We start from the raw sequence: 21,681 nt of genomic DNA, 5'->3' as shown, positions 1-21,681 counted from the left end.
CTCTCGCTCCCCGTGCCTCTTTTCTAGGGACTGTGTTGAGACTTGTGATAACTGTCCTGCGCTGGCTGCTGGTGCCTGTTTCGCTGGCTGCGGTCGTCGGTGGCACGCTGTTCGCTGCCCGAAGCACAGTGGATCTGATCGATGCGCGCTGTCCGGCACAGAGTATGGTGGCGGGTTCCTGTGTGGAGCCCTGGCATACGGGTGCCATCGAAACCGTCATCTATGTCGCCCTGCTGATCGCGGCGGCGGGTCTGGTTGTGATTCCCACGCTCATCGCCCCCGGGATCAAACGCGTGGTGGCGAGTGTCGGCTTTCTGCTCGGTGGCGGCCTGGTCGGCGGGCTCTATTTCATGACCACCTGGTCCGATCTTCGAATGCCGCTGCTGATCGTGCTGGTCAGTGGTGGTCTCAGTCTCTGGTGGATGTGGACGAGAGGAGTCGCCGATGTCGGGCGCTAGTTTGAATTACCTGGCCGGAGTTCTGGTCTGCTTCAGTTGCCTTTACGTCACGGCCGCGACGCAGGCCGAATCTGCTGCCGCAAATGCGGTCGCTGATCTGGTTGCAGAACCGAATGCAACTGAAGCGATGATTCCCCGCCAGGCGGATGGCAGGCCGGACTTCAACGGTGTGTGGCAGGTACTCAATACGGCGAACTACGATCTGCTCGCCCACCCGGCGCGACCCGCACTGGCAACCCGGCAGGGCCCCTTCGGTCCGGTACCCGCTCTGGAAGTACTGGCGCTGGGTGCGGTGGGTGCGGTGCCGGCGGGACTGGGCGTGGTGGAGGGCAATGAGATTCCCTATCTCCCGGAAGCCCGGGAGAAGCAACTGTTCAACCAGGCCAACTGGCTGACCGAAGACCCGGAGATCAAGTGCTACCTGCCCGGTGTACCGAGGGCGAATTACATGCGTTTTCCCTTTCAGATCTTCCAGAGTCAGCGCGCGTTCTTCATCGCCTACGAATACGCCGGAGCGGTGCGCAATTTTCATCTCACCGACCCGGGTGAAGCGCCCGTGGAGTCCTGGATGGGTCAGTCCTATGCGACCTGGGAAGGCGACACACTGGTGGTGGAAGTCACCGGACAGAACGATCGCACCTGGTTCGATCGCTCCGGCAATCACCACAGTGCCGAATTGAAGGTCACCGAGCGCTATCGGCTGCTCAACGCCCATGTCATGGAATATGAGGCCAGGATCGAAGACCCGGCTACCTTCAGCCGCCCCTGGACGATGCGCATGCCGATCTACAAGCGGGTAGGCATGGACGCCCAGCTGCAGCAGTTCAAGTGCGTGGAGTTTGTCGAGGAACTGATGTACGGACATCTGCGCAAGACGCCGCTGCCCCGGGAGGAAGTGCGATGAGACAGATTCAACGTTACAGAGGACGCTCCCCGGTGCTGATGATCGTTGCGTCAATGCTCGTTGCCGCCGCATCCGTCGCAGCATCTGCCGCATCGGCGGCCGCCGCGTGGCAGCCGGCGCGTACCGCGGATGGCGTGCCTGATCTGCAGGGGAACTGGACAAACGCGACTGTGACGGCGCTCGAACGACCGGCGCAATTCGACAGCCTGGTGCTGACCGAAGAACAGGCCCTCGCCTGGGAAGGCCGCACTGCTGAAATGTTCGCCGCCATCGATGATGTCCCTGAGGAAGGCGTGCCGGCAGGCGGAGATGTCGGCGGTTACAACTCCTTCTGGATGGATCCCGGCACCCGGGTGATGCGTGTCAACGGAGAAATCCGCAGTTCGATACTGATATCGCCGAAAAACGGCAAGCTGCCCTGGCGTCTTGGCGCGCGGGCCAAGCTCGGCGAGTTTCTGCTGCGTATTCAGGGCGCTTTTGATGGCCCGGAACAGCGACCGCTCGGCGAACGGTGCCTGGTGGGATTCGGTTCCACCGGTGGGCCGCCAATGTTGCCGGTGTTGTACAACAACAATTATCAGATCGTGCAGTCACCCGGATACGTGATGATCATGGTGGAGATGAACCACGATGCACGCATCATCCGTCTCGACTCGGAACATCTGCCCGCAGACGTGCGGCCCTGGATGGGTGATTCCATCGGTCACTGGGAAGGCAATACCCTCGTGGTGGAGACCACCAATTTTCACCCCGGCCAGAGCTTCCGGGCCGCAATCAAACACCAGTTCTATGTGACGAAAGATGCGGTGGTCACCGAGTGGTTCACTCCGGTCAGTGAGAACGAGATCGTCTATCGATTCGAAGTCAATGATCCGGGTGCCTACACGGAAAACTGGATCGGTGAAGTGGCGTTGCGACGTACTCAGGACACAATCTACGAATACGCCTGTCATGAAGGCAACTATGCGCTGCCGGGCATTCTGGCGGGGGCGCGGCGGGAAGAGAATCCGGAGTCCCTGTAATCGCGCACCACTAGCCTGCAGCCAGGGTGTTCGGCCTTGGAGCTCGGAAGAAGGTTGATCAGTGGGTGGGCGAGGACCTGCGATCCCAGGCCTCGCTCGGCAGCTCCGCTGTGCCCTCGCGTGGCGTTTTGCCTCGCGTAGGAACACGAGTCAAAACCCCGTACTCGGCCTCGCTACACGGCCCGGGATCGCAGGTCCTCGCCCACTCCCGATGAAACTTTCCGAGTTTCGTGGCCGAGCGTCTGGCTGACGTCAGGGGAACTCTCACGCTTGTAGAAGCTGATCTTCGAATCCTGCGTTGTGTTTGAATTTTGCGTGGTGCTCCCGTGCTGGCCTGCACTCGGCCGTCCTGTCTCGGAGCCATCGTGAAGCTGGGGTGGTGAGGGGGGTGTGACGGACCGTGGAGCGAGGCCGAGCGCGGCAGATTGACCCGCTTCGGGGCAACTCTGCCAAGAGAGGGGAGCCCGGAGGGCCCGAGCGTAGGTCCGCCACACCCCCCTCACCACCCCAGCCTCTCAATCCGATCCAAATACAGACCCGCTGATCGTGCGTGCCTCCAGCGGTGGATCAGCGACGGAACGTTCCAGGTACTACCAGGCCGCCGGATGCTCCCCCGGCAACGCCGAAGGCCATCGCCAGTGCGCCGGAGTCACAGAAAACTCAGCCGCGTGCGGCATCGCCCTGAGCTTTGCATGGGTGCAGGGGTAATCGAGCAGGTGGTCTGCGAGCTTTGGTCGCTGCACAGCGAAACCGTTATCGATCCGACCGAGACTCCGTAACCAGTTGGCCGTCTGCAGCAGAGAGACCTGCACGTGCCAGCTGCCGCCCTCGATGCGCTGTCTCAACAGTGCAGTCTGCGCACCGAAGGCCATCAGAAAGCCGGAGGCGTAGTCGAGTATCGGTACCGGCAGCGCTTTGGGCTGCCTGACGCCGTTCGCCGCGGCGCTTGCCTCGCCCTCAGCAACATTGAATCCGGTGGCTGTCTGCACAAGGGAGTCGAAGCCGCGGCGTTCTGCCCAGGGTCCCTTGGGTCCGTAAGCCGACAGCGAGACGGCGACGATGCCCGGTCGCCTTTGGGCGAGCTCCCCGGGGCTGAAGCCCAGCGCGGACAGGCCACCGGGCCGGTAGCCCTGCACGAATAGGTGTGCCGTTTCGAGCAGGCGACCGAGCTGGCCGCGACCTGCTTCGGTGCTCAGATCGATATGTGCCGAGCGTTTGCCGCGACTGGTGTCGGCGATGGACTCGATGTTCGGCAGGTGGGGTGAGTTGATGAGCATGACATCCGCACCATAGGCGGCCAGGGTACGCCCGCAGATGGGGCCGGCGAGAATGCGGGTGAGGTCGAGGACTCGAATACCCGTCAGCGGTGCCTGGTCCGCACTGATCGGTGGATCGGCCAGGGGCTTTGCATCGTCGATTCTGTCGATGGTCAGCAGCGGCAGCTGCGCAGCGGCGAGGGCGTGGGGGTGACGGTCCCACTCTTCGAATGAGCGTGCCATCGCCACCACCAGACCCTGTTGTGCTGCGGCTTCTTCGAAGTCTGCGGCACGCCAGGGCTGCAGAGCGCTGGCAACTGCCTCCCGCGGGGCGGATTCACCGGGCGGCAGTCCCAGCAGAGCCAGCACGCCATCGCGATGATGGTCGAAGTTCGCATGGATGCGCACATGACCATCGCTGCAGCCATAGAGACCGGAGTACTTTGCCCAGGCCTCCGGCACCTGTCCGTCGAGGGTGAAATAGCCCGTGCACTCAAGCTCTGCCGCAGCGCGTGGCACACGGATGAGCTGGCGCGCACCGGTTCGGTGGCTCCAGAACTCAGCGCCCGCGAGTGCTGCGGCGGCGATACTGGTCTGGGCGGCGGCACTCACGGCGAAGGAAGACGCCAGTGTGGGGGGCGATTCGCCGATCTCGAGCTCGTTGACCGGCTCCCGGCCGGTCACGGCATGCGCCCACAAACCCTTCAGAATGTGAGCTGCAGTTTCAGGTGCTCTGTCCGGCGATGCCATGACCGGGCGATTGTCTGGTCTGTGGTGCGGTCGATCAGCGGCCGAACAGTTTACCCGCCATGCCGAGGAGATCGTCGACCTTCGGATTGTCGCCGCCGCCCAGCAGACCGCCGAGCAGACCGCCCAGCGATTCGCTGCCGCCGGCTTCGCTGGTCTGCTTACTCAATGCACTCATGGCCAGGGCGGCCACCATCGGCAGCATCTGCTTGATGAGGCTGTCGCTGATCCCGGTCTGTTCCGCCGCCTGGCTCGCCAGCTTGCGGCTGACGTCCTTGCTGCCGAGGATGTGGCCGAGAATCTTGTTGCCTTCGGCGATTCCGCTGTCACTCACTGTCTGCGCGGGGTCGTCGAGGAAACGCTCATGGTTGCCGGATTTCAGGGCTTTGAGCAGGTCGTTGAGGTTGGCAGGGTCCGCGGATTTCTTCGCGATGCCCTGGCCGAGGGCGGGCGCGAGGGTGCCGATCAGCTTTCGGGCATCACCGTCGCTCAACCCGAGTCGATGCGCAATCTCAGAAACAGCCCTGCCGTTCCCGGCAGAAAACATGGTGCCTAACAGATCCATATTGAGTCTTCCCTGTATGTGGGCCTGATGGCCAGTGCGGCCTGAGTGCTTTCAGAAGCTTCGAGGGATTCTGATCTTCTGGCCCGGAAAAATCTTGTCCGGATCTTCGATGACTTCCCGATTCGCCTCGAACAGCTTCGGGTAGTCCATGCCCTTGCCGTAAAACTCCTTGGCGATCCCGTAAAGTGTGTCGCCTTTCTGAATGACGTAAAAGCGGGTCGAATCGACCGCCGCTGCTGATCGGGCGTCAACTGCCGCTGATGTTTCCGCCGCCGCCGAGGGTTCCGGGGCGGTGGCCGTCTTTTTACCGAAACCCGCTTTTTCCATCTGTTCAGGCGTTGCTGTGGGGATCACAGAGATGCCTTCTGCATCAACCCGCTCGACGCCCTTGACGTTACCCGCCATCAGCACCACCTTCTCCTTGGCTGCCTGGTCACGCGCGCGTCCGGTGAGGGTTACCGCCCCGTCGTCGAAGGTGACCCGCAAGGTATCCACACCCGGATTGTTGGTCTGGATGTGCTTGAGGATGTTGTCTGCGGCTTCGGCATCGGTGTCGAATATCTTCCGACCGATGTGTTTCGTGAAATCGAGCAGGTTACTGAGCATGATTGCCTCTTCAGTGATAGATCAGGATAGATCGTCTGTGGTGGCACCCGGTGCGTTTTTCATCACCGATTCGATGCCCGCCTTGCAGGCGGCTGGCGATTCATACATCTCGCCCTGACCGATCACCTGATTGTTGCCTGCCTTCAGCACGAAATAGGGCTTGCCGGAGCTGGACTCGCGGGTCTCGAAGCGCTTGTTGTCCGCTGCGTTTTTCTTGATCGATTCAATGCCGTTGAGGGCGCTGGGTTTTGACGAGTAACCTTCGCTGGCCAGAATTGACTGCCCATTGGATGCTTTCAATCGGAAACGGAATTCGCCGGCCTTGTCTTTGTAGAGTTCGAATTTCCCTGCCATCTGTTCCTCCTGGAGTGAGTTGATTGATTTTTAAGGAAACCATCAGAAGGAAAAAAGCTCAAGGTTGACGTGGGAAATCCGGCAAGTTAGGCGGGCACGCGGGTTGCTCAGCGAGAAGCTACCCAGGGCTGAACCGGCTCAGGGAAAAAGATGGCAGGCCACCCGCCGGTCCTTCTCGAGTGCGATCTCGGGTGGTTCCACAATACGGCACTGGCTCATGGCACGCGGGCAGCGAGTATGAAACCGGCATCCGGACGGCGGATTGCGGACACTGGGCACTTCCCCGGGAATGATCTGCGCGGCACGGGAGGACTCGACCACAGGGTCCGGCACAGGCACTGCACCCAGCAGCGCCTGGGTATAGGGGTGCCGGGGTCTGTCGAACAGATCGTCGCGATCGGCGATTTCCACCAGGCGGCCGAGATACATCACCCCGATGCGGTCGCTGATGTGCCGGACCACCGAAAGGTCATGGGAGATGAACAGATAGGTCAATCCCAGCTGATCCTGCAGATCCATGAGCAGGTTGAGTACCTGTGCCTGAATGGAGACATCGAGTGCAGAGACCGCCTCGTCGCAGATCACCAGTTCCGGATCCAGCGCCAGGGCGCGTGCGATACCGATACGCTGGCGCTGGCCACCGGAGAATTCGTGAGGATAACGATCTGCCATATCCGGCAGCAGGCCGACGAGTGCCATGAGTTCGTCGATACGCCTGCGAAACGCCGGTTTGTCGCCTGCGAGCGCGTGCACGGTCAGGGGCTCACCGATGATGTCCCGTATCTTCATGCGCGGGTTAAGGGAGCCGAAGGGATCCTGATAGACCATCTGCATACGGCGGCGGATCGCGCGCATCTGCACCGGCGTGAAATGCGTGATGTCCTCGCCGTCGAACAGAATGCGCCCTGCGGTGGACGCCTGCATGCGCAGCACCGCCAGGGCGGTGGTGGATTTGCCGCAGCCACTCTCGCCGACCAGGCTGAAGGTTTCTCCGCGCTTCAGCTGGAAGGAAATGCCGTCGACCGCGCGCACAGCGCCGATTTCGCGTCGCCGCAACACACCTTCATGGACAGGGAAGTGCACCTTCAGCTTCTCCACGGCGAGCAGCGGTGTGCTGGGCGGGTCGGGACGAATATCACTCATAACCGATGCACGCGCAGGTGTGCTGGGGTGCGATTTCAGTCAGAGGAGGAACGGCCGCCCGGCAGGCCGCCCGGACATGCGGACAGCGCGGTGCGAAGGCGCAACCGGGCGGCAGACGGGCGAGATTCGGTGGCTGTCCCGGAATGGTGGTGAGCCGGCTTCCCGGCTTACCGGTCAGGGAAGGCACTGCAGCGAGCAGCCCGCGGGTATAGGGGTGGGAAGGATTGGCGTACAGAGTGCGCGCCGGTGCGGTTTCGATGATGCGTCCTGCGTACATCACAGCCACGCGCTCGGCATAGCGTGCCACCACGCCCAGGTCATGGGTAATCAGGATCAGTGCTGCACCTGTTTCCCTGGTCAGGTTTTTCAGCAGTTCGAGAATCTGGGCCTGAACCGTGACGTCCAGCGCGGTGGTAGGTTCATCGGCAATGATCAGGCGGGGATTGCAGGCCAGCGCCATGGCGATCATCACCCGCTGCCGCATGCCGCCGGAGAAGTGGTGTGGATACTGATCGAGGCGTTCGCGCGCGTCCGGAATGGTGACCCTGTTGAGCAGTTCCGCCGCGCCGTCGAGGGCCTGCTCCCAGGATTTTCCCTGGTGCAGCCAGATCGGTTCGGCGACCTGCCGACCGATGGTGAGTACCGGATTCAGAGACGACATGGGTTCCTGAAAGATCATCGCAATCCGGTTGCCTCGAATCCCGCGCAGCTCGGCGTCGCTGAGCGAGCGCAGGTCGACACCGTCGAAGCGGGTGCGTCCGCCACTGATACGGGCATTGTCTGCCAGCAGCCCCAGTATCGACAGCGCGGTGACGCTCTTGCCCGAGCCGCTTTCACCGACGATGGCGAGGGTTTCACCGGCATCCACCTGCAGGCTGACGCGGTCCACCGCGCGGACGATGCCGTGCTCGGTATGAAAGGACACGGACAGGTCCTCGATGCTCAGCAGTGGTGGGCGAGCGTCCATCAGAATCCCAGCGCCCGTTTCAGATCCTGATCGATCCATATGCGCGCGTAGATGGGCGCAGGCCGCACCGCACCTGCACGCAGTTCGCCGCCGTAGTTGCGCACCCAGGGCCACCAGGCGGTGTACGCATAGCCGGTGGGCAGCCAGATGTAGGGCGCCTGTTCGAGAATTTCCCGGGTCAGTGCGCGGATCATTTTTACCCGTTCGGTTTCATCCCGGGTGCGGTAGGCCTCTGCCATTCGGGCGTCGAAACTCGGGTCCGAGTACTGGGAAGGATTCCAGGTCTGCCCTGTCACGAAGCTCTTGCGCAATGTGGTGGTCGGGTTCACATGCCCGCTGGTCATCAGGTAGAAGGGCGCGTGTGTACGGGTGGTCATCGCGGAGAGAAAGGAGGCATATTCCATCGGCCTGATGTTGAGGACGATGCCGACCCGGGAGAGGTAGTCCTTCAGCAATGGCACCAGGTCCATGTGACTCGGGCTGCAGCTGCAGACCTGCAGGTCCATTTCGAAGCCATCCGGATATCCCGCCTCCGCCAGCAGGCGGCGGGCTTCATCCGGGTCGTAGCGAAAGAGCTCTCTGACCGCCGCAGGCATGTCCTCGAGGGGTTCGAAGTATTCCCCGAAGTCCGGATGCTGGGGGTAGGCCATGAGTTCCGCGTGACCGCCGTAGAAACTCTCCACGATTTCGGGCTGATTGATGGCCAGATTCAGTGCGCGGCGAACGCGCAGATCCTGCAGCGGCGCGACATCCATGCGTAAAGCCACAAAAGTGCCTCCGGTGCCGAGCCAGCGCGACCAGCGCAACTCGGGCGTGGTCTCCTTCAGATGATCGACGGCTATCCAGCGGATGGCTTCGAGGATGTCGAGCTTGCCGGTGCGCAGGGCGGTGAGATAGGTGGCTTCGTCTTTGATGATCCGGTAGGTCACCCTGTCCAGGAACGGGATCTGGTAGGACGCACTGTCGATGATTTCCCTGTCCCAGTAGTCCGGATTGCGCAGATGCGTCTGGGAATTGCCGTGGATGTACTCCTGGAGAAGGAAAGGGCCGGTGCCGGTGACCGTGCGCCAGCTCTTGCGGTCGACGGCACTCATCTCCCTGGGCACGATGCCCGAGTAGTAGCCATAGCCGAACCGGTAGTCCCATTCGGCATTGAATTCGTTGAAGTGAAAGACCAGGGTGCGATCGTCTCTGGCTTCGACCGCATCGATGTGATCGAAATAGGAGGGAATTCTTCGTGGCGAATCCCGCAACAGCTCGAAGGTATAGACCACGTCGTCGGCACGGGCGGGCCGCCGGGCCATCACACCGGGTTTGTCTGGAAAGTAAGCGTTGTCCCGCAGTTCCACCCGTAATGTGAGCGGATCTTCCCAGCGCCAGCGCTCGGCCAGTTCGCCGCGAATTGCCGCGCTGGGCAGGTAGGCTTCGGATATGAACGCAAACTCGCCGCCTTTGCGCAGACTCCTGTCGAGATTTCCGGAAAACAGCTGTTCCCGCATCATCCCGGTGTCGTGATTGCTCTTCCAGGTCCAGTCCGCAGGATCCCAGGACAACGCAGACAAGGTGACGGACACAGTTCCGACATCGAGACTGCCACCATATTGTGGCTTGCCGGGTGTGTAGGCGGATTCGTCGAAATCGTGGCGTTCGGCGCAACCGGCCGTGAAAATCGCGAGTGCCAGCAGTGTGCTCCAGCGGATGATCTGCACCGGTGCTTTCACCGCGAGCCCCGCATGCGCGGGTCCAGCAGATCGCGCAGCGCATCCCCGTACACGTTGATCGAATAGACGACCACGGTCAGACAGAGGCCGGGGGCCAGCGCCAGCCAGGGCGCCAGATACATGTAGCTGCGACCGGAATCGCTCAGCATGCCACCCCAGGTCGGCGCGGGTGGGGGTACGCCGAGTCCGAGAAAGGACAGTCCGGCTTCGGCGAGAATCACCGCACCCACCCGTGTGGTGAACAGCACGATCACCACCGGCATGATGTTCGGCAGTATGTGCCGGCCGAGCACGTGCAGGGTCCGTGCGCCCATGGACTGGGACGCGTGGGTGTAGGCGTTTTCACGGACCGACACCACAGCTCCGCGCACGATGCGGGAACCCGCAATGCCATAGAGGAGGCCGAGGATGATCACGATCTGGGTCGCTCCGGGGCCAACGATGGACACCACGACAATCAGCAGAACCAGATCCGGAAACGTCATCCAGGCATCGACCATGCGCTGAATGAACATGTCTACCCGGCCGCCAAGATAGCCGGAGAGCAGACCGAGCACGATGGAAACCACGGTCGCCAGTCCGGCGGCGAGAAATCCCACGATCATGGACAACTGAGCGCCGACCAGAATTCGCGAAAGCACATCGCGTCCGAGATGATCGGTACCCAGGAGGAACTCGCCACCGGGTGGTTTGAGGCGATGCAGCATGTCCGTGTCGTTGATGCCCTGAGGGGCGAGCAGATCGGCACCGAGTCCGGCGATCAGAAACAGCAGGAATATCACACCACCGACCGCACCCAGTGGCTTCTCGCGCCACAGCCTGCGGAAAAATACCATTGCTCTCACTGGTGTCGCACCCGCGGATCGAGCCAGCCGTAGGTCAGATCCACCAGCAGGTTGATCAGCAGAATGCCGACACCAACGACGAGGAATACGCCAGAGATCACCGGATAGTCCCGTTGAAATACCGCTTCGAGCAGCAGCAGTCCCATGCCGGGTACGACGAAGATCTGCTCGAGGATCACCGCGCCGCCAATCAGCAGTGGCGCCTGCAGACCGATCAGCGTCACCACCGGTATGAGGCCGTTGCGCAGCGCGTGACGCACGATCACCAGCCCCTCGCTCAGGCCCTTGGCCCTGGCGGTACGGATGTAATCCTGGCGCATTACCTCGAGCATCATCGTGCGCGTCATGCGCATGGTCACCGCAGAGATTGCCAGGCCCAGCAGAATGGCAGGCACGATCATGTGAGAGAGGTTCTGCAGCGGATCTTCGAAGAAGGGTGTGTATTCCAGCGGGGGCGACCAGCGCCACCAGACAGACGGGAAGACCATCACCAGAGTACCGAGCCAGAAACTCGGTACGGCGAGCATCAGCAGCGAGACGGAGCGGGCGACATAGTCGCCGGTGGTGTCCTGACGCATCGCGGAGTAGGTACCGATGGGAAGCGCTACGGTGATGGAGATGATGAGCGCGAGAAATCCGAGTTCGAAAGTGATCGGAAGTGCGTCGGCCAGCTGCTCGCTGACCTCGGTGTTCTGCCACAGGGATCGACCGAGATCGCCCGTCAGCGCGGCGCCCAGCCAGGCGAAATACTGTATGTGCACGGGCTTATCGAAGCCGAGTGCGGATTCTATGGTGGCCCTGTCCTGGTCCGTGGCAATGTCGTTCTGCGCCAGCATCAGGTCGATGACATCACCGGGGATCAGGCGCATGGAACCGAACACGATGAGACTGGCAAACAGCAGTGTCGGCACGACCGCCAGCAGCCGACGCAGAATATAGGCGCGCAATCCATCCCCCTCAGGCTTCGGTCCCCGCGGAATTGTAGCGCAGTGGTTACGGCATCGCCGCGCAGGAGAGCAGGTGTCGACTGAAAACCGCGCATCCGTGCACGCGTGCAAAGTGCACGGCGGCGGTGACTACCGTTGAGTCGCGATCTGTCGGGATACACCTGCCTCGATCGCACGCGTGGCGGGCCGTAACGGTGGCTGAAGAAGTTGCATGCTGGTGGGCGCCGGGACGCCGGAGGCCGTCATAGTGAAAAAGCGGCGTTGTGATGCCAAAACACTATTGGACGATGGGGTTTCCAGCTCTCACTATGTACAGGTGAATCCGCTGCCGGACTGAACAGCAACCCCACCCGGAAGGCAGCTGCAGACAGCCCGAACGCAGTTACAGTATGAGCGGCCACAGTATGAGCGGCCAAAAATGAATGGAGGTGCGCTATGCACGGTCGATTGATAGTTTCTCTGTTCGCGACCGGTATCCTGGTGGTGACAGCGGCATCGGTGGATGCGGCGCGCGGCAAAGTCCCCGATCTCTCAGGGACCTATGACATCGCCACGGTCACACCGCTGCAGCGCCCTGCGGAGCTGGGCAATAAGCTGACACTGTCAGAAAAGGAAGCCAGCGCCATCGCAGCCCGGGTCGCAGCGGCCAAGGCGGCCGGTCTGGAGCAGAGCGATCCTGACAGAGAGGCCCCACCGGCGGGCGGTGACGGCTCGGCGGGTGCCGCAGGCAACGTCGGTGGCTACAACTCCTTCTGGATCGACAACGGCGATACCGCCATCCGGGTCGATGGGGAGTTCAGAACTTCGATCATCGTGGACCCGGCCAACGGCCGCTATCCGGAGATGACGCCGCAGGCCCGCATGAAGATGGCGAAATTTTTCGCCCAGTTCCGGCAGAACACGGGTGAAGCCTGGTGGGTCGGGGAAAAAGGCCCTGGTCCCTACGACGATCCTGAAGCCCTCACCCTGAGCGACCGCTGCCTGCTCGGCTTCGGTTCTTCAGCGGGGCCGCCGATGCTGCCGGTGCTCTACAACAACCTGAAACGGATCGTGCAGACCCCGGATCATGTGATGATCCTTAATGAGATGGTGCACGACGCACGCATCATCCGCCTCAATTCGGAGCACGTGGATCCTTCGGTGCGGAAGTGGATGGGCGATTCCATCGGCTGGTGGGAAGGAGACACTCTGGTGGTAGACACCACCAACTTCTCCGACCGGACTGCACTCTACGGTGCCACCCGGGAACTCCACGTAGTGGAGCGCTTCCGGCGGATCGACGACAGCACACTCATGTACAGCTTCACGGTGGAAGATCCGAATACCTGGACCAGCGCCTGGAGTGGCGAGTATCCCTGGCCGGCGTCCGACGACATGGTGTACGAATACGCCTGCCACGAAGGCAACTACGCGATGGAGGGCATTCTGCGGGGTGCCCGGCTGCTCGAAAGCGAAGTGGAACCGGCAGGAGGTTCGGCTCCCGGCGGACGCTGACGGTCGGCGCTGCACGCCGGGGGCCGGTCGGCGCATCGCGGCGCTGAATCGGAGCGGTCCGTGTGACCACTCCAGCTTCTGACAGGGTACACTTGCCCGCTCGCCAAGTTCGTCCCTGTTTATGCGTTCTCTACTGCGGCTGATCCCCTACCTGCGTCAGTATGCCTGGTCATTCTGGCTTGCCGTTGCGGGCATGGTGGCGTCCCGGATATTCGAGGGGATCATCCCACTCTACCTGAAGATGGGTATCGACAGCATTTCCGACGGGCAGAAGGCGCTCGGTGCCGGCACCCTGGCAGTGGAATCCGCCACCGAGGTCCTAGTCTATCCGGCCCTGGCCATAGCCGTCTGTGTGGTTCTGCAGATGCTGGCCACCATCGCCTACCGAATCGCGCTGCGCCGCATCGGTGTGAACGCCGCTTTTGATCTGCGCAACCGTCTCTATCACCACCTCCAGCTGCAGGGGCCGATGTTCTTTGCCCGCTTCTCCGTGGGTGATCTCATGGCCCGGGCGATCAACGACATCAATCTGTGCCGGGAGATTCTTGCCGGTACGATACGTCTCACCCTCATTCTCCTGATTACCGCCGGGGTTGGCGTGTTCTTCATGTTCACCCTGTCGGTGAAGCTGGCGCTGGCCATTCTGGCACCCATGCCGGTGATTGCAGTTGTGGCCTATCTCTTCTCGAAACGCATCTACGCCGAAAGCTATGTGGTGCAGGCTGGATTTTCAGCGCTGTCGACCTTTGTGCAGGAAAATCTCAATGGTATCCGCACCGTGCAGTCCATGGCCCAGGAGGACCGGGAGATAGAGCGTTTTGCCGCTGTGAATCAGACCTTCGCCGATCGTAATCTGGATCTGTTCACTACCACCTCGGTGCTCGGCGCTGTCATGCCGGTGCTGGCTGCCAGCGGCACACTGATCATCATCGGCTACGGCAGTGCGCTCCTCCGGCAGGGTGAGATCACCATCGGGACTTTCGCCGCGTTTTTCTCCTACCTGGCCCTGGTCCTGTGGCCGGTGCGGGAGGCGGGATCTCTGGTGGCGCAATGGCAGCGGGGTGCTTCCGGTACCGCGCGACTCTTCGAAATTCTCGATCACCCGCCGGAAATCCGTGACTCACCCAGCGAAGCATTTCCCGAACTCACCGGCGCGGTGTCGGTACGGGGTCTGAGTTACTGCTACGAAGGCAAGAACCGGCCGGCGCTGGAAAACGTCAGTTTCGAAGTGGCCCCCGGTGAAACGATCGCCCTGCTCGGTCGGGTGGGATCCGGAAAGTCGACCCTGCTGCGCCTGTTTGTAAGACTGCTCGAACCCACCGAGGGTGACATTCTGCTGGATGGACACCCCGTCTCGGGGTATCCACTGGCCTTCCTGCGCTCCCGGGTATGCATGGTGCTCCAGGATCCCTTTCTGTTTGCAGACAGCCTGGGTGAAAACATCGCCTACGACGATCCGAGCCGGGATCATCAGGAGATTCTGGAAATCGCCCACGCAGCCGCCCTTGAAGAAACCATCGAAGGCTTTCCCGAGGGCCTGAACACCATTCTCGGCGAACGGGGTGTCACCCTGTCCGGCGGTCAGAAGCAGCGCGCCGCCCTTGCCCGGGGACTGATACGACGTACACCCCTGCTGATTCTCGATGACTGTTTTTCCGCCGTGGATACGGAAACCGAAGAGCACATCCTTGCCGGACTGAAGAAGGTACGGCATGAAGGTACGACTCTGCTGGTCTCGCACCGGGTGTCCACCGCAAGACACGCGGATCGCATCATCGTCCTCGAGCAGGGCAGGGTGATCGAGACCGGCAGTCATGCCGAGCTGCTCGCTGCAGGAGGCTTCTACGCGGATCTCGAACGCAATCAGCGCCGCACCGACAACGCCCGCGCGAGCCTCGAGGATGACCGTCTGCAGGCAGTCGACGCGCAGAAGCTCGCGGAGGAAGGTTCATGAGCAGCACGGGCCACGCCCGCAGCGGGACTCGAAAGGTACTCGATCACTCCATCTTCGATGCAGACATCGAAGGGCAGTCGATGAACATGCAGTATCTGCGGCGGATTCTCGGCTGGGTGGCACCTCACCGCAGGCTGGCGATTCTCAGCGTGGTGCTGGTGCTCGTTGCCTCCACTCTGGCGATTCTGCTGCCGGTGGTGGTCACCCGGGTGATCATCGATGGTGTGATCCTGGGAGAGCCGGATGTCCTGCTGCCCGACTTCGGCATGATCACCCTCACCAGCTGGGTGTCCGGATTGACCGGCTGGCAGCCGCTGGTGAGTGCCTGTGTCCTCTACGCGGCGTTTTCCATCGCCTGCCACTTCTTTTATCACCTGCACCGGGTGACCTTCGCCCGCACCGTACTGACCGCACTGCGCGACATGCGGCTGGATCTCTTCGCGCATATGGAACGGCGGCCGTCGAGTTTCTACGACAAGGTGGCGGTAGGTCGGGTGATGACACGCATCACCAACGACGTGCAGGCGCTGTTTGAACTGCTGATGGGTATGGGCATGCTGATCGGAGAATTCGTGCCTTTCCTGCTGGCCCTGGTGATCATGTTTGCCATCGACGTACAGCTCACCCTGTACCTGCTTATCGCGATTCCGCTGTTTTCGGTGATTACCTATTTTTTCCGGCAGGCCACCCGGCGTATCTACCGCCTGATCCGCAACACGGTCTCAGCGCTCAATCAGAATCTGCAGGAAAATCTCTCGGGCATGCAGGTGGTGCAGCTGTCCAATCGGGAAGCACGCAATCTGCAGGCATATCGGGAGATCAACGAAGACAACCGCCAGCAGGAAGTCAGTGCCATCAAGCTGGAGTCCAGCTATGGCGCTTTCATGGACAACATGGTGAACATGGCGCTGGTGGTCATTCTCTGGTTCGGGGGCGGTTCTGCACTGCAGGATGCGATCTCGCTCGGCAGTGTGATTCTCTTCACTCAGTTCGTGGACATGTTCATCCGGCCGATCCGGGTGCTCGGCCAGCAGTACAACATCCTGTTTCGTGCTATGGCGAGCGCGGAGCGCATTTTCCAGGCCCTGGACTGGCATGAGCAGGTGCGTGAGCCCACCCGGCCTCTGCAGCTGCCTGCCCGGCTGCAGGGCAAGCTGGAATTCCGTGATCTGACCTTCGGTTACGAGCCTGACAAACGGGTTCTGCACAATGTGTCTTTCGTGGTGAATCCCGGTGAGAAGCTTGCCGTGGTGGGCCCCACGGGATCGGGTAAGAGCACGCTGATACGTCTGCTGGGACGGTTTTACAACTTCCCGGATGATTCCATCTTCATCGACGATCTGGATCTCAACCGGATCGCAGCCTCGGACCTGCGACGGCGGGTGGGTGTGGTGATGCAGGATTTCCACATTTTTTCGGGTTCGATACTCGACAACATTGCGGTGGGTAATCCGGATATCAGCCGGGCCCAGGCGATCGCGGCGGCAGAGGTGGTGAATGCAAACATCTTCATCGAAGCACTTCCGGAAGGCTACGACACGCAGCTCGTGGAGCGCGGACAGAACCTCTCACAAGGTCAGCGCCAGTTGCTCGCCTTTGCACGGGTGCTGGCCGCCGATCCGGAGATCCTGATCCTGGACGAAGCGACTGCCAGCATCGACACTGAAACAGAGCAGATCATTCAGCGGGCGTTGCAGGCGATCATGAAAGATCGCACATCCATCCTGATTGCCCACCGTCTGCAGACCATTCGTGAGGCAGACAGGATTCTGGTACTCAAGCACGGCAGAGTGAAGGAACTGGGCACGCACGACGAACTGATGGCCCTGCGCGGCGTGTACTACACCCTCAATCAGTTGCAGTTTCAGGATGTCTCGATACGGGAAAGCAGTCGCTGATCACCGGGCTTCCATCCGGATGATCACGAAGGGTGGTGCGGTCTCCGGCTCGTCCTGCCAGCGCCGCCGCACGTCTCAACTCAGCCAGCCGGTGCCAGTTCGAACAGCCACAGGGAATTGGCCTCGACCGCGGCCGGTGTCGCGGGAACCTTGTATTTCTCAACGATCTGAGCGGTGAGCGGGGCGATCTCCGGCCCCGACGTCACCCGAACCAGACGGCGGTCGTAGAGGGTGCCGTTGACGCGCAAAATCGCCTGGCCATCCTTCTCCGCCTCTATCGGCCACTGTTTCCAGAATCGACCCCAGGCGGTGTCCATATAGCCGCAGGGGATATAGATCCTTCCCTCGTGTTCGAGAATCCAGGTGGTGCGTGAGCGTGGCGGGTCCATGAGCTGGAACTCCACGGTGACGATGTCCCGCACGAATGCCCAGTCGGGCTCAGGGCCCCGGTACGGTTTGCCGCTGGTGAAAGGACCGCCGGCGATCATTTCCCACGGCCCGTCCGCGTATCGCGCGCTGACCAGAATGCCCACCACACACAGCAGCAGGACTGCCAGGATGGCGCCAGTAATCTTGAGTATTCCCACAGTTGCTTTCGCTCCCCAGCTTGCTCCCCAGCTTCCATGCCCTGGCTTTCGCGCAAGACCCAGTGCCGGGCATGCTATCACTTTTTCCTGCTGTGCAATCTCAACTTGCCGCAGCAGCCGGCTGGAAGTCATTGAATTGCGGGGAAACGGTGAAAGCGGTTGTCCGGTTCGGACCGGCCACGGATAATCGGCCGTCCGGGTCCGGGAGATATTCAAGGGAGGTACCCAGTCATGCAGCAGCTCAGTGGTCAGGATGCATCTTTCCTTTACTTTGAAACGCCGAAGACGCCCATGCACATCGGTGCCATTACGATTTACGACCAGTCCACGGTTCCGGGTGGTAAACAGGGATTCAAAGACATTCTGCGTGCGATCGAGTCCCGTCTGCATCTGGCACGCAGCTTCCGGCAGAAGGTTGTGCATGTGCCCTTCAATCTGGATCACCCCTACTGGATCGAAGACAGGGATTTCGATCTCGAGTATCACGTGCGCCACATCCGCCTGCCCGAACCCGGTGACTGGCGGCAGCTCTGCATACAGGCCGCACGTCTCCACTCGCGTCCGCTGGATCTCACCCGGCCACTCTGGGAGTTCACCGTAGTGGAAGGACTCGATGGCATTCCCGGTCTGCCGAAGGGCAGCTACGCCATCGTCTCCAAGGTGCACCACGCCTGTATTGATGGGGTGTCCGGAGTCGACATGACCGAAGCCATCCATGATCTGCAGCCGGAACCCGCAGACATTCCTTCGACACGACCCTGGACGGGCGAACGTGACCCGAACCCCGCAGAGCTGCTGTTGCGCGCACAGCTCAACACCTTCACTCAGCCCTGGCGTTTCGCGGAAGTGATGGCCAGGACCATCCCGGCGATGGGTCGTCTGGGACTCGGGTTCATGCAGCGGCGTTTTGAAGCACCAGCCGTCCAGCCGCCGAGAACACGTTTCAACAGACAGGTGTCCGCGCACCGGGTGCTCGAAGGCCGCAGTTTTGACCTGGGCCAGGTGCGCGCCATGAAAAAGGCGGTGCCGGGTGCCACGGTAAATGATGTTGTGCTGGCGGTGGCTGGTGGCACCCTGCGCCGCTATCTGGAAGCCAAGCAGGAACTGCCCAATGAGCCGATGACGGCCATGGCGCCGATTTCGGTCCGCAGCGAGGGTGAGAAAGGCGCCCTGGGCAATCAGGTGGCAGGGATGACTGTGGCCCTGGGCACGGACATTGCCGATCCGGTGGAGCGACTGCAGGCGGTGCACGCCGCTTCAATGGCGTCCAAATCCATGACACATGCGGTCGGTGCCAAGCTGATGACCGACTACACACAGTTCATTCCGTCCACCACTGCTGCGCTGGCAACCCGGGTATATACGGAATACGGTCTCTCCCAGCAGATGAACGTACCCTTCAACTGTGTGGTGACCAATGTGCCCGGTCCCCAGGTCCCCCTGTACTGTGCCGGCGCGAAGCTGGTGACCCAGTTCGGCATGGGGCCGATCTTCGATGGCATGGGACTGATCTTCCCCGTTTTCAGCTATTGCGGCCGGATCATGATTTCCATGACCTCCTGCCGGGAAATGGTGCCGGATCCGGAATTCTTCGGGGAGTGCATGGAGGCTAGTTTTGCCGAACTGAAGGCAGCCACTCTGATCGATGTCCCGGAGCCGGGAGAGTCCGTGGCCTGATCAGCCTGCCGGGGGATTCGCCGTCCAGGACTCGGACAGCTGGTCGGCGAGCGGGAAGAAGCGCTTGCGCAGCCGGTTCAGAATCCCCGGGCTGACTTCTTCTTCGAAATCCCCGAGGGTGAAGCGCAGCCGGATGACCCCGGCACCGTGCTCGATACCGGTGAGTTTTGTTTCACTGGAAAGGGGTGGCAGAGGAAGATAGGTGCGAAACAGGGAAGCCACGTAAGCCGGAACACCGAGAATCGACGCCCGCTTCGGTTGCAGGATGAACCAGCCCCGCACCACCTCGAGTTTTGTCTCGAACTCCGCCACAGGAAATCCGGCGATCCGGGTGTGCACGATCAGGCCGTCCTCGCCGAGCTCGATCCGATAGGGCATCTGAAAGCGCGACATCCAGCGATCGAGCTCGGCCTGGCCGACGCCGATCACCACAGCGGGATTGGTCAGTGAGAAGCGGGCGGGGAAACCGGGGATGAATCTGGCTTCGCTCGCCTCCCAGGCCACCTGTTCGAGATTCAGCCAGGCGGTGGCGACACCCTGGAACTCCAGGTGAGCATCGTAAAAGGTGTCGGGAAAGGGCACCCCGCTGACCCGGCTCCAGCGTACGGATACCGGCACTTTCAGGTAGGAGCCAATCAGCTGATCGATGACGTCTGAGCGGGTTCGGTTGTCCATCGCCATAGTGTACGCGATGCGGTAGCCTCGCTTCATGAATGATGCAGCGCGGGGTCAGAGCGGGGGACTGGTACCGCTGGTGGTGGGTGTAACCGGACACCGTGATCTGCCGGTGGAGGAACAGGCGCTCATCAAGTCCCGGATCCGGGAGTTCTTCCTGGAACTGCGGCGTGATTATCCTGAGCTTCCTCTGCTGGTGATGACCCCTCTGGCCGAAGGCGCGGATCGTATCGCGGCGGTGGTTGCACACGAGCTGGGTATCCCGATTTCCATACTGCTGCCCATGCCACTTGCACTCTACGAGCGCGATTTCACCGGCGATTCGCTCGTCGAATTCAAGGAAATGCTCACGCTCGGCGAGCGGGTGGAGTTACCGCTGCTGGAGGGGACTGACAGAGTGGCCGTAGCGGGTTCCGGTCGGGTCCGGGACCTCCAGTATGCCCAGCTCGGTGCCTACCTTGCGGCGCACAGCCACATTCTGCTCGCCATCTGGGACGGGAAACCGTCCACATCACCGGGTGGCACCGGTCATGTGGTGAAATTTCACCAGCACGACGTCATCGAACTGATCGCCGAAGGTCAGCATCGCTCTCCCATCGATTTCACCGAAGACGAAAGCGATCTCGTCTATCACGTGGTCTGCTCGAGGCGGGAGGGTGGCCCGCCGGATACGGGGCTGGCACCGGGAGACGTCTTCTGGCTGACCCGGGATGAACTCAAACCCCGGACGCTGTACATGCCGCCCCGTTACCGGCTGGTCTTCCAGCGGATGGCAGAGTTTTCCGCGGATCTTCGCCGACCTGCGGATGAGCGGGTGTTCTATGAACTGCTGCCGGCGGACGCCCTTACACAGTGTCCACCCGGCGCACGTGACATCGATGATCTGTATCACAGAGCAGACGCCCTTGCGCGTCGCTATCAGCAGCACTTCTACATGGCCCTGCGCAGTACTTCGGTGTTCGCCCTGCTTGCCGGCTGCTGTTTTGTGCTGTATGCCGACCTCGGCCAGGACCTGCTGATCTATCCGTATATTTTCAGTCTCGCGCTGGTTCTGGTGCTCTCCTGGCTCGACCGGCGTTTCGCCTGGCGGCGCAGATTTCAGGATTACCGGGTGCTGGCGGAAGGGCTCCGTGTGCAGTTCTACTGGAGTGTGGCCGGTGTGGTCATGGAGAATCCCAGCCGCTTCAGCCACGACAGCTTCCTCAGGCGTCAGGATCTGGAACTGGGCTGGATCCGCAACGTCATGCGCTTTGCCGGTCGCCGGGCCGACTCGGTGGAGCATGAGACCAGCAGCGAGGCAATAGAACTGGTGTCGCGGCGCTGGGTAGAGGACCAGCGCGATTACTATTCGACCAAAGCGCAGCAGCTGGTGAGCCGTTCGCGGTTCACCGGTGCCATCGGCCTGATCAGCTTCGGCGTCGTGCTGGCAGCCGGCATCCTGCTCGCTTTCGCAGCGGATCGGATGTCGGACGGGACTGGCGATCTGCTGATTGCGCTGATGGGTCTGTTTCCCTTCGTATTCGCGGTACGGCAGAACTATGCACTGCGCCAGGCTGAGCGGGAACTGGTTGCACAGTATCAGCATAACCGGCGGATATTCTCCAACGCGGCGCGCCTGCTCCAGGCCGCGTCAAGCCTGGCCGCTCAGCAGGAAATTCTGCGGGCGCTGGGTGAGGCGGCCCTCGAGGAAAACGGCCAGTGGATACTCAGGCAGAGGGAGCGCCCCGCCACCGTGTCGGAGTCAGCTGGGCTGGGTTAGCGGTGTGCTGCAATGTGCGCGGTGAGCCCGCAACAGTCAGCGGAACTTGAGCCCGCTGACGATCTGATCGGTCTTTACCCGGCGCCACTGCAAACAACCGCG

19 protein-coding genes are annotated in these 21,681 nt (G+C 61.5%); 8 read left to right on the top strand and 11 right to left on the bottom strand.

What is annotated here, in order from left to right; translation table 11 throughout:
• Positions 1 to 35 precede the first annotated feature (35 nt).
• From R3E82_09010 to R3E82_09000, 3 genes are read left to right on the top strand one after another with little or no spacing between them, the layout of a single operon-like run.
• Complete coding sequence (locus R3E82_09010; protein ID MEZ5551012.1) at positions 36 to 458, top strand: hypothetical protein; 423 nt, start codon at positions 36 to 38, stop codon at positions 456 to 458.
• On the top strand, positions 445 to 1,362 hold the full coding sequence (locus tag R3E82_09005; protein ID MEZ5551011.1) for a hypothetical protein: 918 nt from the start codon (positions 445 to 447) through the stop codon (positions 1,360 to 1,362). Before R3E82_09010 ends, R3E82_09005 begins: the two co-directional genes overlap by 14 nt.
• Complete coding sequence (locus R3E82_09000) at positions 1,359 to 2,384, top strand: hypothetical protein (protein ID MEZ5551010.1); 1,026 nt, start codon at positions 1,359 to 1,361, stop codon at positions 2,382 to 2,384. Before R3E82_09005 ends, R3E82_09000 begins: the two co-directional genes overlap by 4 nt.
• A 590-nt stretch (positions 2,385 to 2,974) precedes the next feature.
• Here R3E82_09000 and R3E82_08995 read toward each other — a convergent pair.
• From R3E82_08995 to R3E82_08955, 9 genes are all read right to left on the bottom strand, one after another.
• Entirely contained in the window at positions 2,975 to 4,324 is a 1,350-nt protein-coding gene (locus R3E82_08995; protein MEZ5551009.1) for a CoA transferase, read from the bottom strand.
• A gap of 100 nt (positions 4,325 to 4,424) precedes the next feature.
• The gene (locus R3E82_08990; GenBank protein MEZ5551008.1) at positions 4,425 to 4,952 is read right to left on the bottom strand and encodes a DUF937 domain-containing protein; all 528 of its coding nucleotides are present in this window, start codon (positions 4,950 to 4,952) and stop codon (positions 4,425 to 4,427) included.
• A 51-nt stretch (positions 4,953 to 5,003) separates the two neighbouring features.
• Positions 5,004 to 5,558 carry a LysM peptidoglycan-binding domain-containing protein gene (locus R3E82_08985; protein MEZ5551007.1) on the bottom strand — a complete coding sequence of 185 codons (555 nt, stop codon included), beginning with the start codon at positions 5,556 to 5,558 and terminating at the stop codon, positions 5,004 to 5,006.
• 21 nt (positions 5,559 to 5,579) lie between these two features.
• On the bottom strand, positions 5,580 to 5,912 hold the full coding sequence (locus R3E82_08980; GenBank protein MEZ5551006.1) for a YegP family protein: 333 nt from the start codon (positions 5,910 to 5,912) through the stop codon (positions 5,580 to 5,582).
• A 138-nt stretch (positions 5,913 to 6,050) separates the two neighbouring features.
• The gene (locus R3E82_08975) at positions 6,051 to 7,055 is read right to left on the bottom strand and encodes an ATP-binding cassette domain-containing protein (GenBank protein ID MEZ5551005.1); all 1,005 of its coding nucleotides are present in this window, start codon (positions 7,053 to 7,055) and stop codon (positions 6,051 to 6,053) included.
• A complete protein-coding gene (locus R3E82_08970; GenBank protein MEZ5551004.1) occupies positions 7,048 to 8,022 on the bottom strand; it encodes an ABC transporter ATP-binding protein in 975 nt (324 codons plus the stop codon). Before R3E82_08970 ends, R3E82_08975 begins: the two co-directional genes overlap by 8 nt.
• Positions 8,022 to 9,743, bottom strand: coding sequence for an ABC transporter substrate-binding protein (locus R3E82_08965; GenBank protein MEZ5551003.1), 1,722 nt, complete (start codon positions 9,741 to 9,743; stop codon positions 8,022 to 8,024). Before R3E82_08965 ends, R3E82_08970 begins: the two co-directional genes overlap by 1 nt.
• Complete coding sequence (locus R3E82_08960; GenBank protein MEZ5551002.1) at positions 9,740 to 10,579, bottom strand: ABC transporter permease; 840 nt, start codon at positions 10,577 to 10,579, stop codon at positions 9,740 to 9,742. Before R3E82_08960 ends, R3E82_08965 begins: the two co-directional genes overlap by 4 nt.
• 5 nt (positions 10,580 to 10,584) lie before the next feature.
• Positions 10,585 to 11,535, bottom strand: coding sequence for an ABC transporter permease (locus tag R3E82_08955; GenBank protein ID MEZ5551001.1), 951 nt, complete (start codon positions 11,533 to 11,535; stop codon positions 10,585 to 10,587).
• Between the two features lie 435 nt (positions 11,536 to 11,970).
• Here R3E82_08955 and R3E82_08950 point away from each other — a divergent pair, with 435 nt between their 5' ends.
• From R3E82_08950 to R3E82_08940, 3 genes are all read left to right on the top strand, one after another.
• Positions 11,971 to 13,029, top strand: coding sequence for a hypothetical protein (locus R3E82_08950; protein ID MEZ5551000.1), 1,059 nt, complete (start codon positions 11,971 to 11,973; stop codon positions 13,027 to 13,029).
• 121 nt (positions 13,030 to 13,150) lie between these two features.
• A complete protein-coding gene (locus R3E82_08945) occupies positions 13,151 to 14,983 on the top strand; it encodes an ABC transporter ATP-binding protein (protein ID MEZ5550999.1) in 1,833 nt (610 codons plus the stop codon).
• Positions 14,980 to 16,881 carry an ABC transporter ATP-binding protein gene (locus R3E82_08940; GenBank protein MEZ5550998.1) on the top strand — a complete coding sequence of 634 codons (1,902 nt, stop codon included), beginning with the start codon at positions 14,980 to 14,982 and terminating at the stop codon, positions 16,879 to 16,881. The genes R3E82_08945 and R3E82_08940 overlap by 4 nt, the downstream gene beginning before the upstream one ends.
• A gap of 80 nt (positions 16,882 to 16,961) precedes the next feature.
• On the opposite strand, the gene R3E82_08935 is transcribed toward R3E82_08940, so the two are convergent.
• Positions 16,962 to 17,468, bottom strand: coding sequence for a hypothetical protein (locus tag R3E82_08935; GenBank protein MEZ5550997.1), 507 nt, complete (start codon positions 17,466 to 17,468; stop codon positions 16,962 to 16,964).
• 231 nt (positions 17,469 to 17,699) lie between these two features.
• Here R3E82_08935 and R3E82_08930 point away from each other — a divergent pair, with 231 nt between their 5' ends.
• Positions 17,700 to 19,145, top strand: coding sequence for a wax ester/triacylglycerol synthase family O-acyltransferase (locus tag R3E82_08930; protein MEZ5550996.1), 1,446 nt, complete (start codon positions 17,700 to 17,702; stop codon positions 19,143 to 19,145).
• Here R3E82_08930 and R3E82_08925 read toward each other — a convergent pair whose 3' ends face one another.
• Positions 19,146 to 19,856 carry a hypothetical protein gene (locus R3E82_08925; GenBank protein ID MEZ5550995.1) on the bottom strand — a complete coding sequence of 237 codons (711 nt, stop codon included), beginning with the start codon at positions 19,854 to 19,856 and terminating at the stop codon, positions 19,146 to 19,148.
• Between R3E82_08925 and R3E82_08920 the strand changes: the two genes are divergently transcribed.
• On the top strand, positions 19,855 to 21,579 hold the full coding sequence (locus tag R3E82_08920; protein MEZ5550994.1) for a hypothetical protein: 1,725 nt from the start codon (positions 19,855 to 19,857) through the stop codon (positions 21,577 to 21,579). The two genes, R3E82_08925 and R3E82_08920, sit on opposite strands and share 2 nt — an antisense overlap.
• Positions 21,580 to 21,681: the final 102 nt, after the last annotated feature.

This window comes from Pseudomonadales bacterium (assembly GCA_041395945.1).
Classification (GTDB): domain Bacteria; phylum Pseudomonadota; class Gammaproteobacteria; order Pseudomonadales; family Azotimanducaceae; genus SZUA-309.
This window is presented reverse-complemented; position numbering and strand designations above follow the sequence as displayed.

Coding starts and splice junctions, on each gene's coding strand:
- R3E82_09005 (MEZ5551011.1), top strand. CDS start 445: ATGTCGGGCGCTAGTTTGAATTACCTGGCCGGAGTTCTGGTCTGCTTC.
- R3E82_09000 (MEZ5551010.1), top strand. CDS start 1,359: ATGAGACAGATTCAACGTTACAGAGGACGCTCCCCGGTGCTGATGATC.
- R3E82_08990 (MEZ5551008.1), bottom strand. CDS start 4,952: ATGGATCTGTTAGGCACCATGTTTTCTGCCGGGAACGGCAGGGCTGTT.
- R3E82_08985 (MEZ5551007.1), bottom strand. CDS start 5,558: ATGCTCAGTAACCTGCTCGATTTCACGAAACACATCGGTCGGAAGATA.
- R3E82_08980 (MEZ5551006.1), bottom strand. CDS start 5,912: ATGGCAGGGAAATTCGAACTCTACAAAGACAAGGCCGGCGAATTCCGT.
- R3E82_08975 (MEZ5551005.1), bottom strand. CDS start 7,055: ATGAGTGATATTCGTCCCGACCCGCCCAGCACACCGCTGCTCGCCGTG.
- R3E82_08970 (MEZ5551004.1), bottom strand. CDS start 8,022: ATGGACGCTCGCCCACCACTGCTGAGCATCGAGGACCTGTCCGTGTCC.
- R3E82_08960 (MEZ5551002.1), bottom strand. CDS start 10,579: ATGGTATTTTTCCGCAGGCTGTGGCGCGAGAAGCCACTGGGTGCGGTC.
- R3E82_08950 (MEZ5551000.1), top strand. CDS start 11,971: ATGCACGGTCGATTGATAGTTTCTCTGTTCGCGACCGGTATCCTGGTG.
- R3E82_08945 (MEZ5550999.1), top strand. CDS start 13,151: ATGCGTTCTCTACTGCGGCTGATCCCCTACCTGCGTCAGTATGCCTGG.
- R3E82_08940 (MEZ5550998.1), top strand. CDS start 14,980: ATGAGCAGCACGGGCCACGCCCGCAGCGGGACTCGAAAGGTACTCGAT.
- R3E82_08930 (MEZ5550996.1), top strand. CDS start 17,700: ATGCAGCAGCTCAGTGGTCAGGATGCATCTTTCCTTTACTTTGAAACG.
- R3E82_08920 (MEZ5550994.1), top strand. CDS start 19,855: ATGAATGATGCAGCGCGGGGTCAGAGCGGGGGACTGGTACCGCTGGTG.
- R3E82_08925 (MEZ5550995.1), bottom strand. CDS start 19,856: ATGAAGCGAGGCTACCGCATCGCGTACACTATGGCGATGGACAACCGA.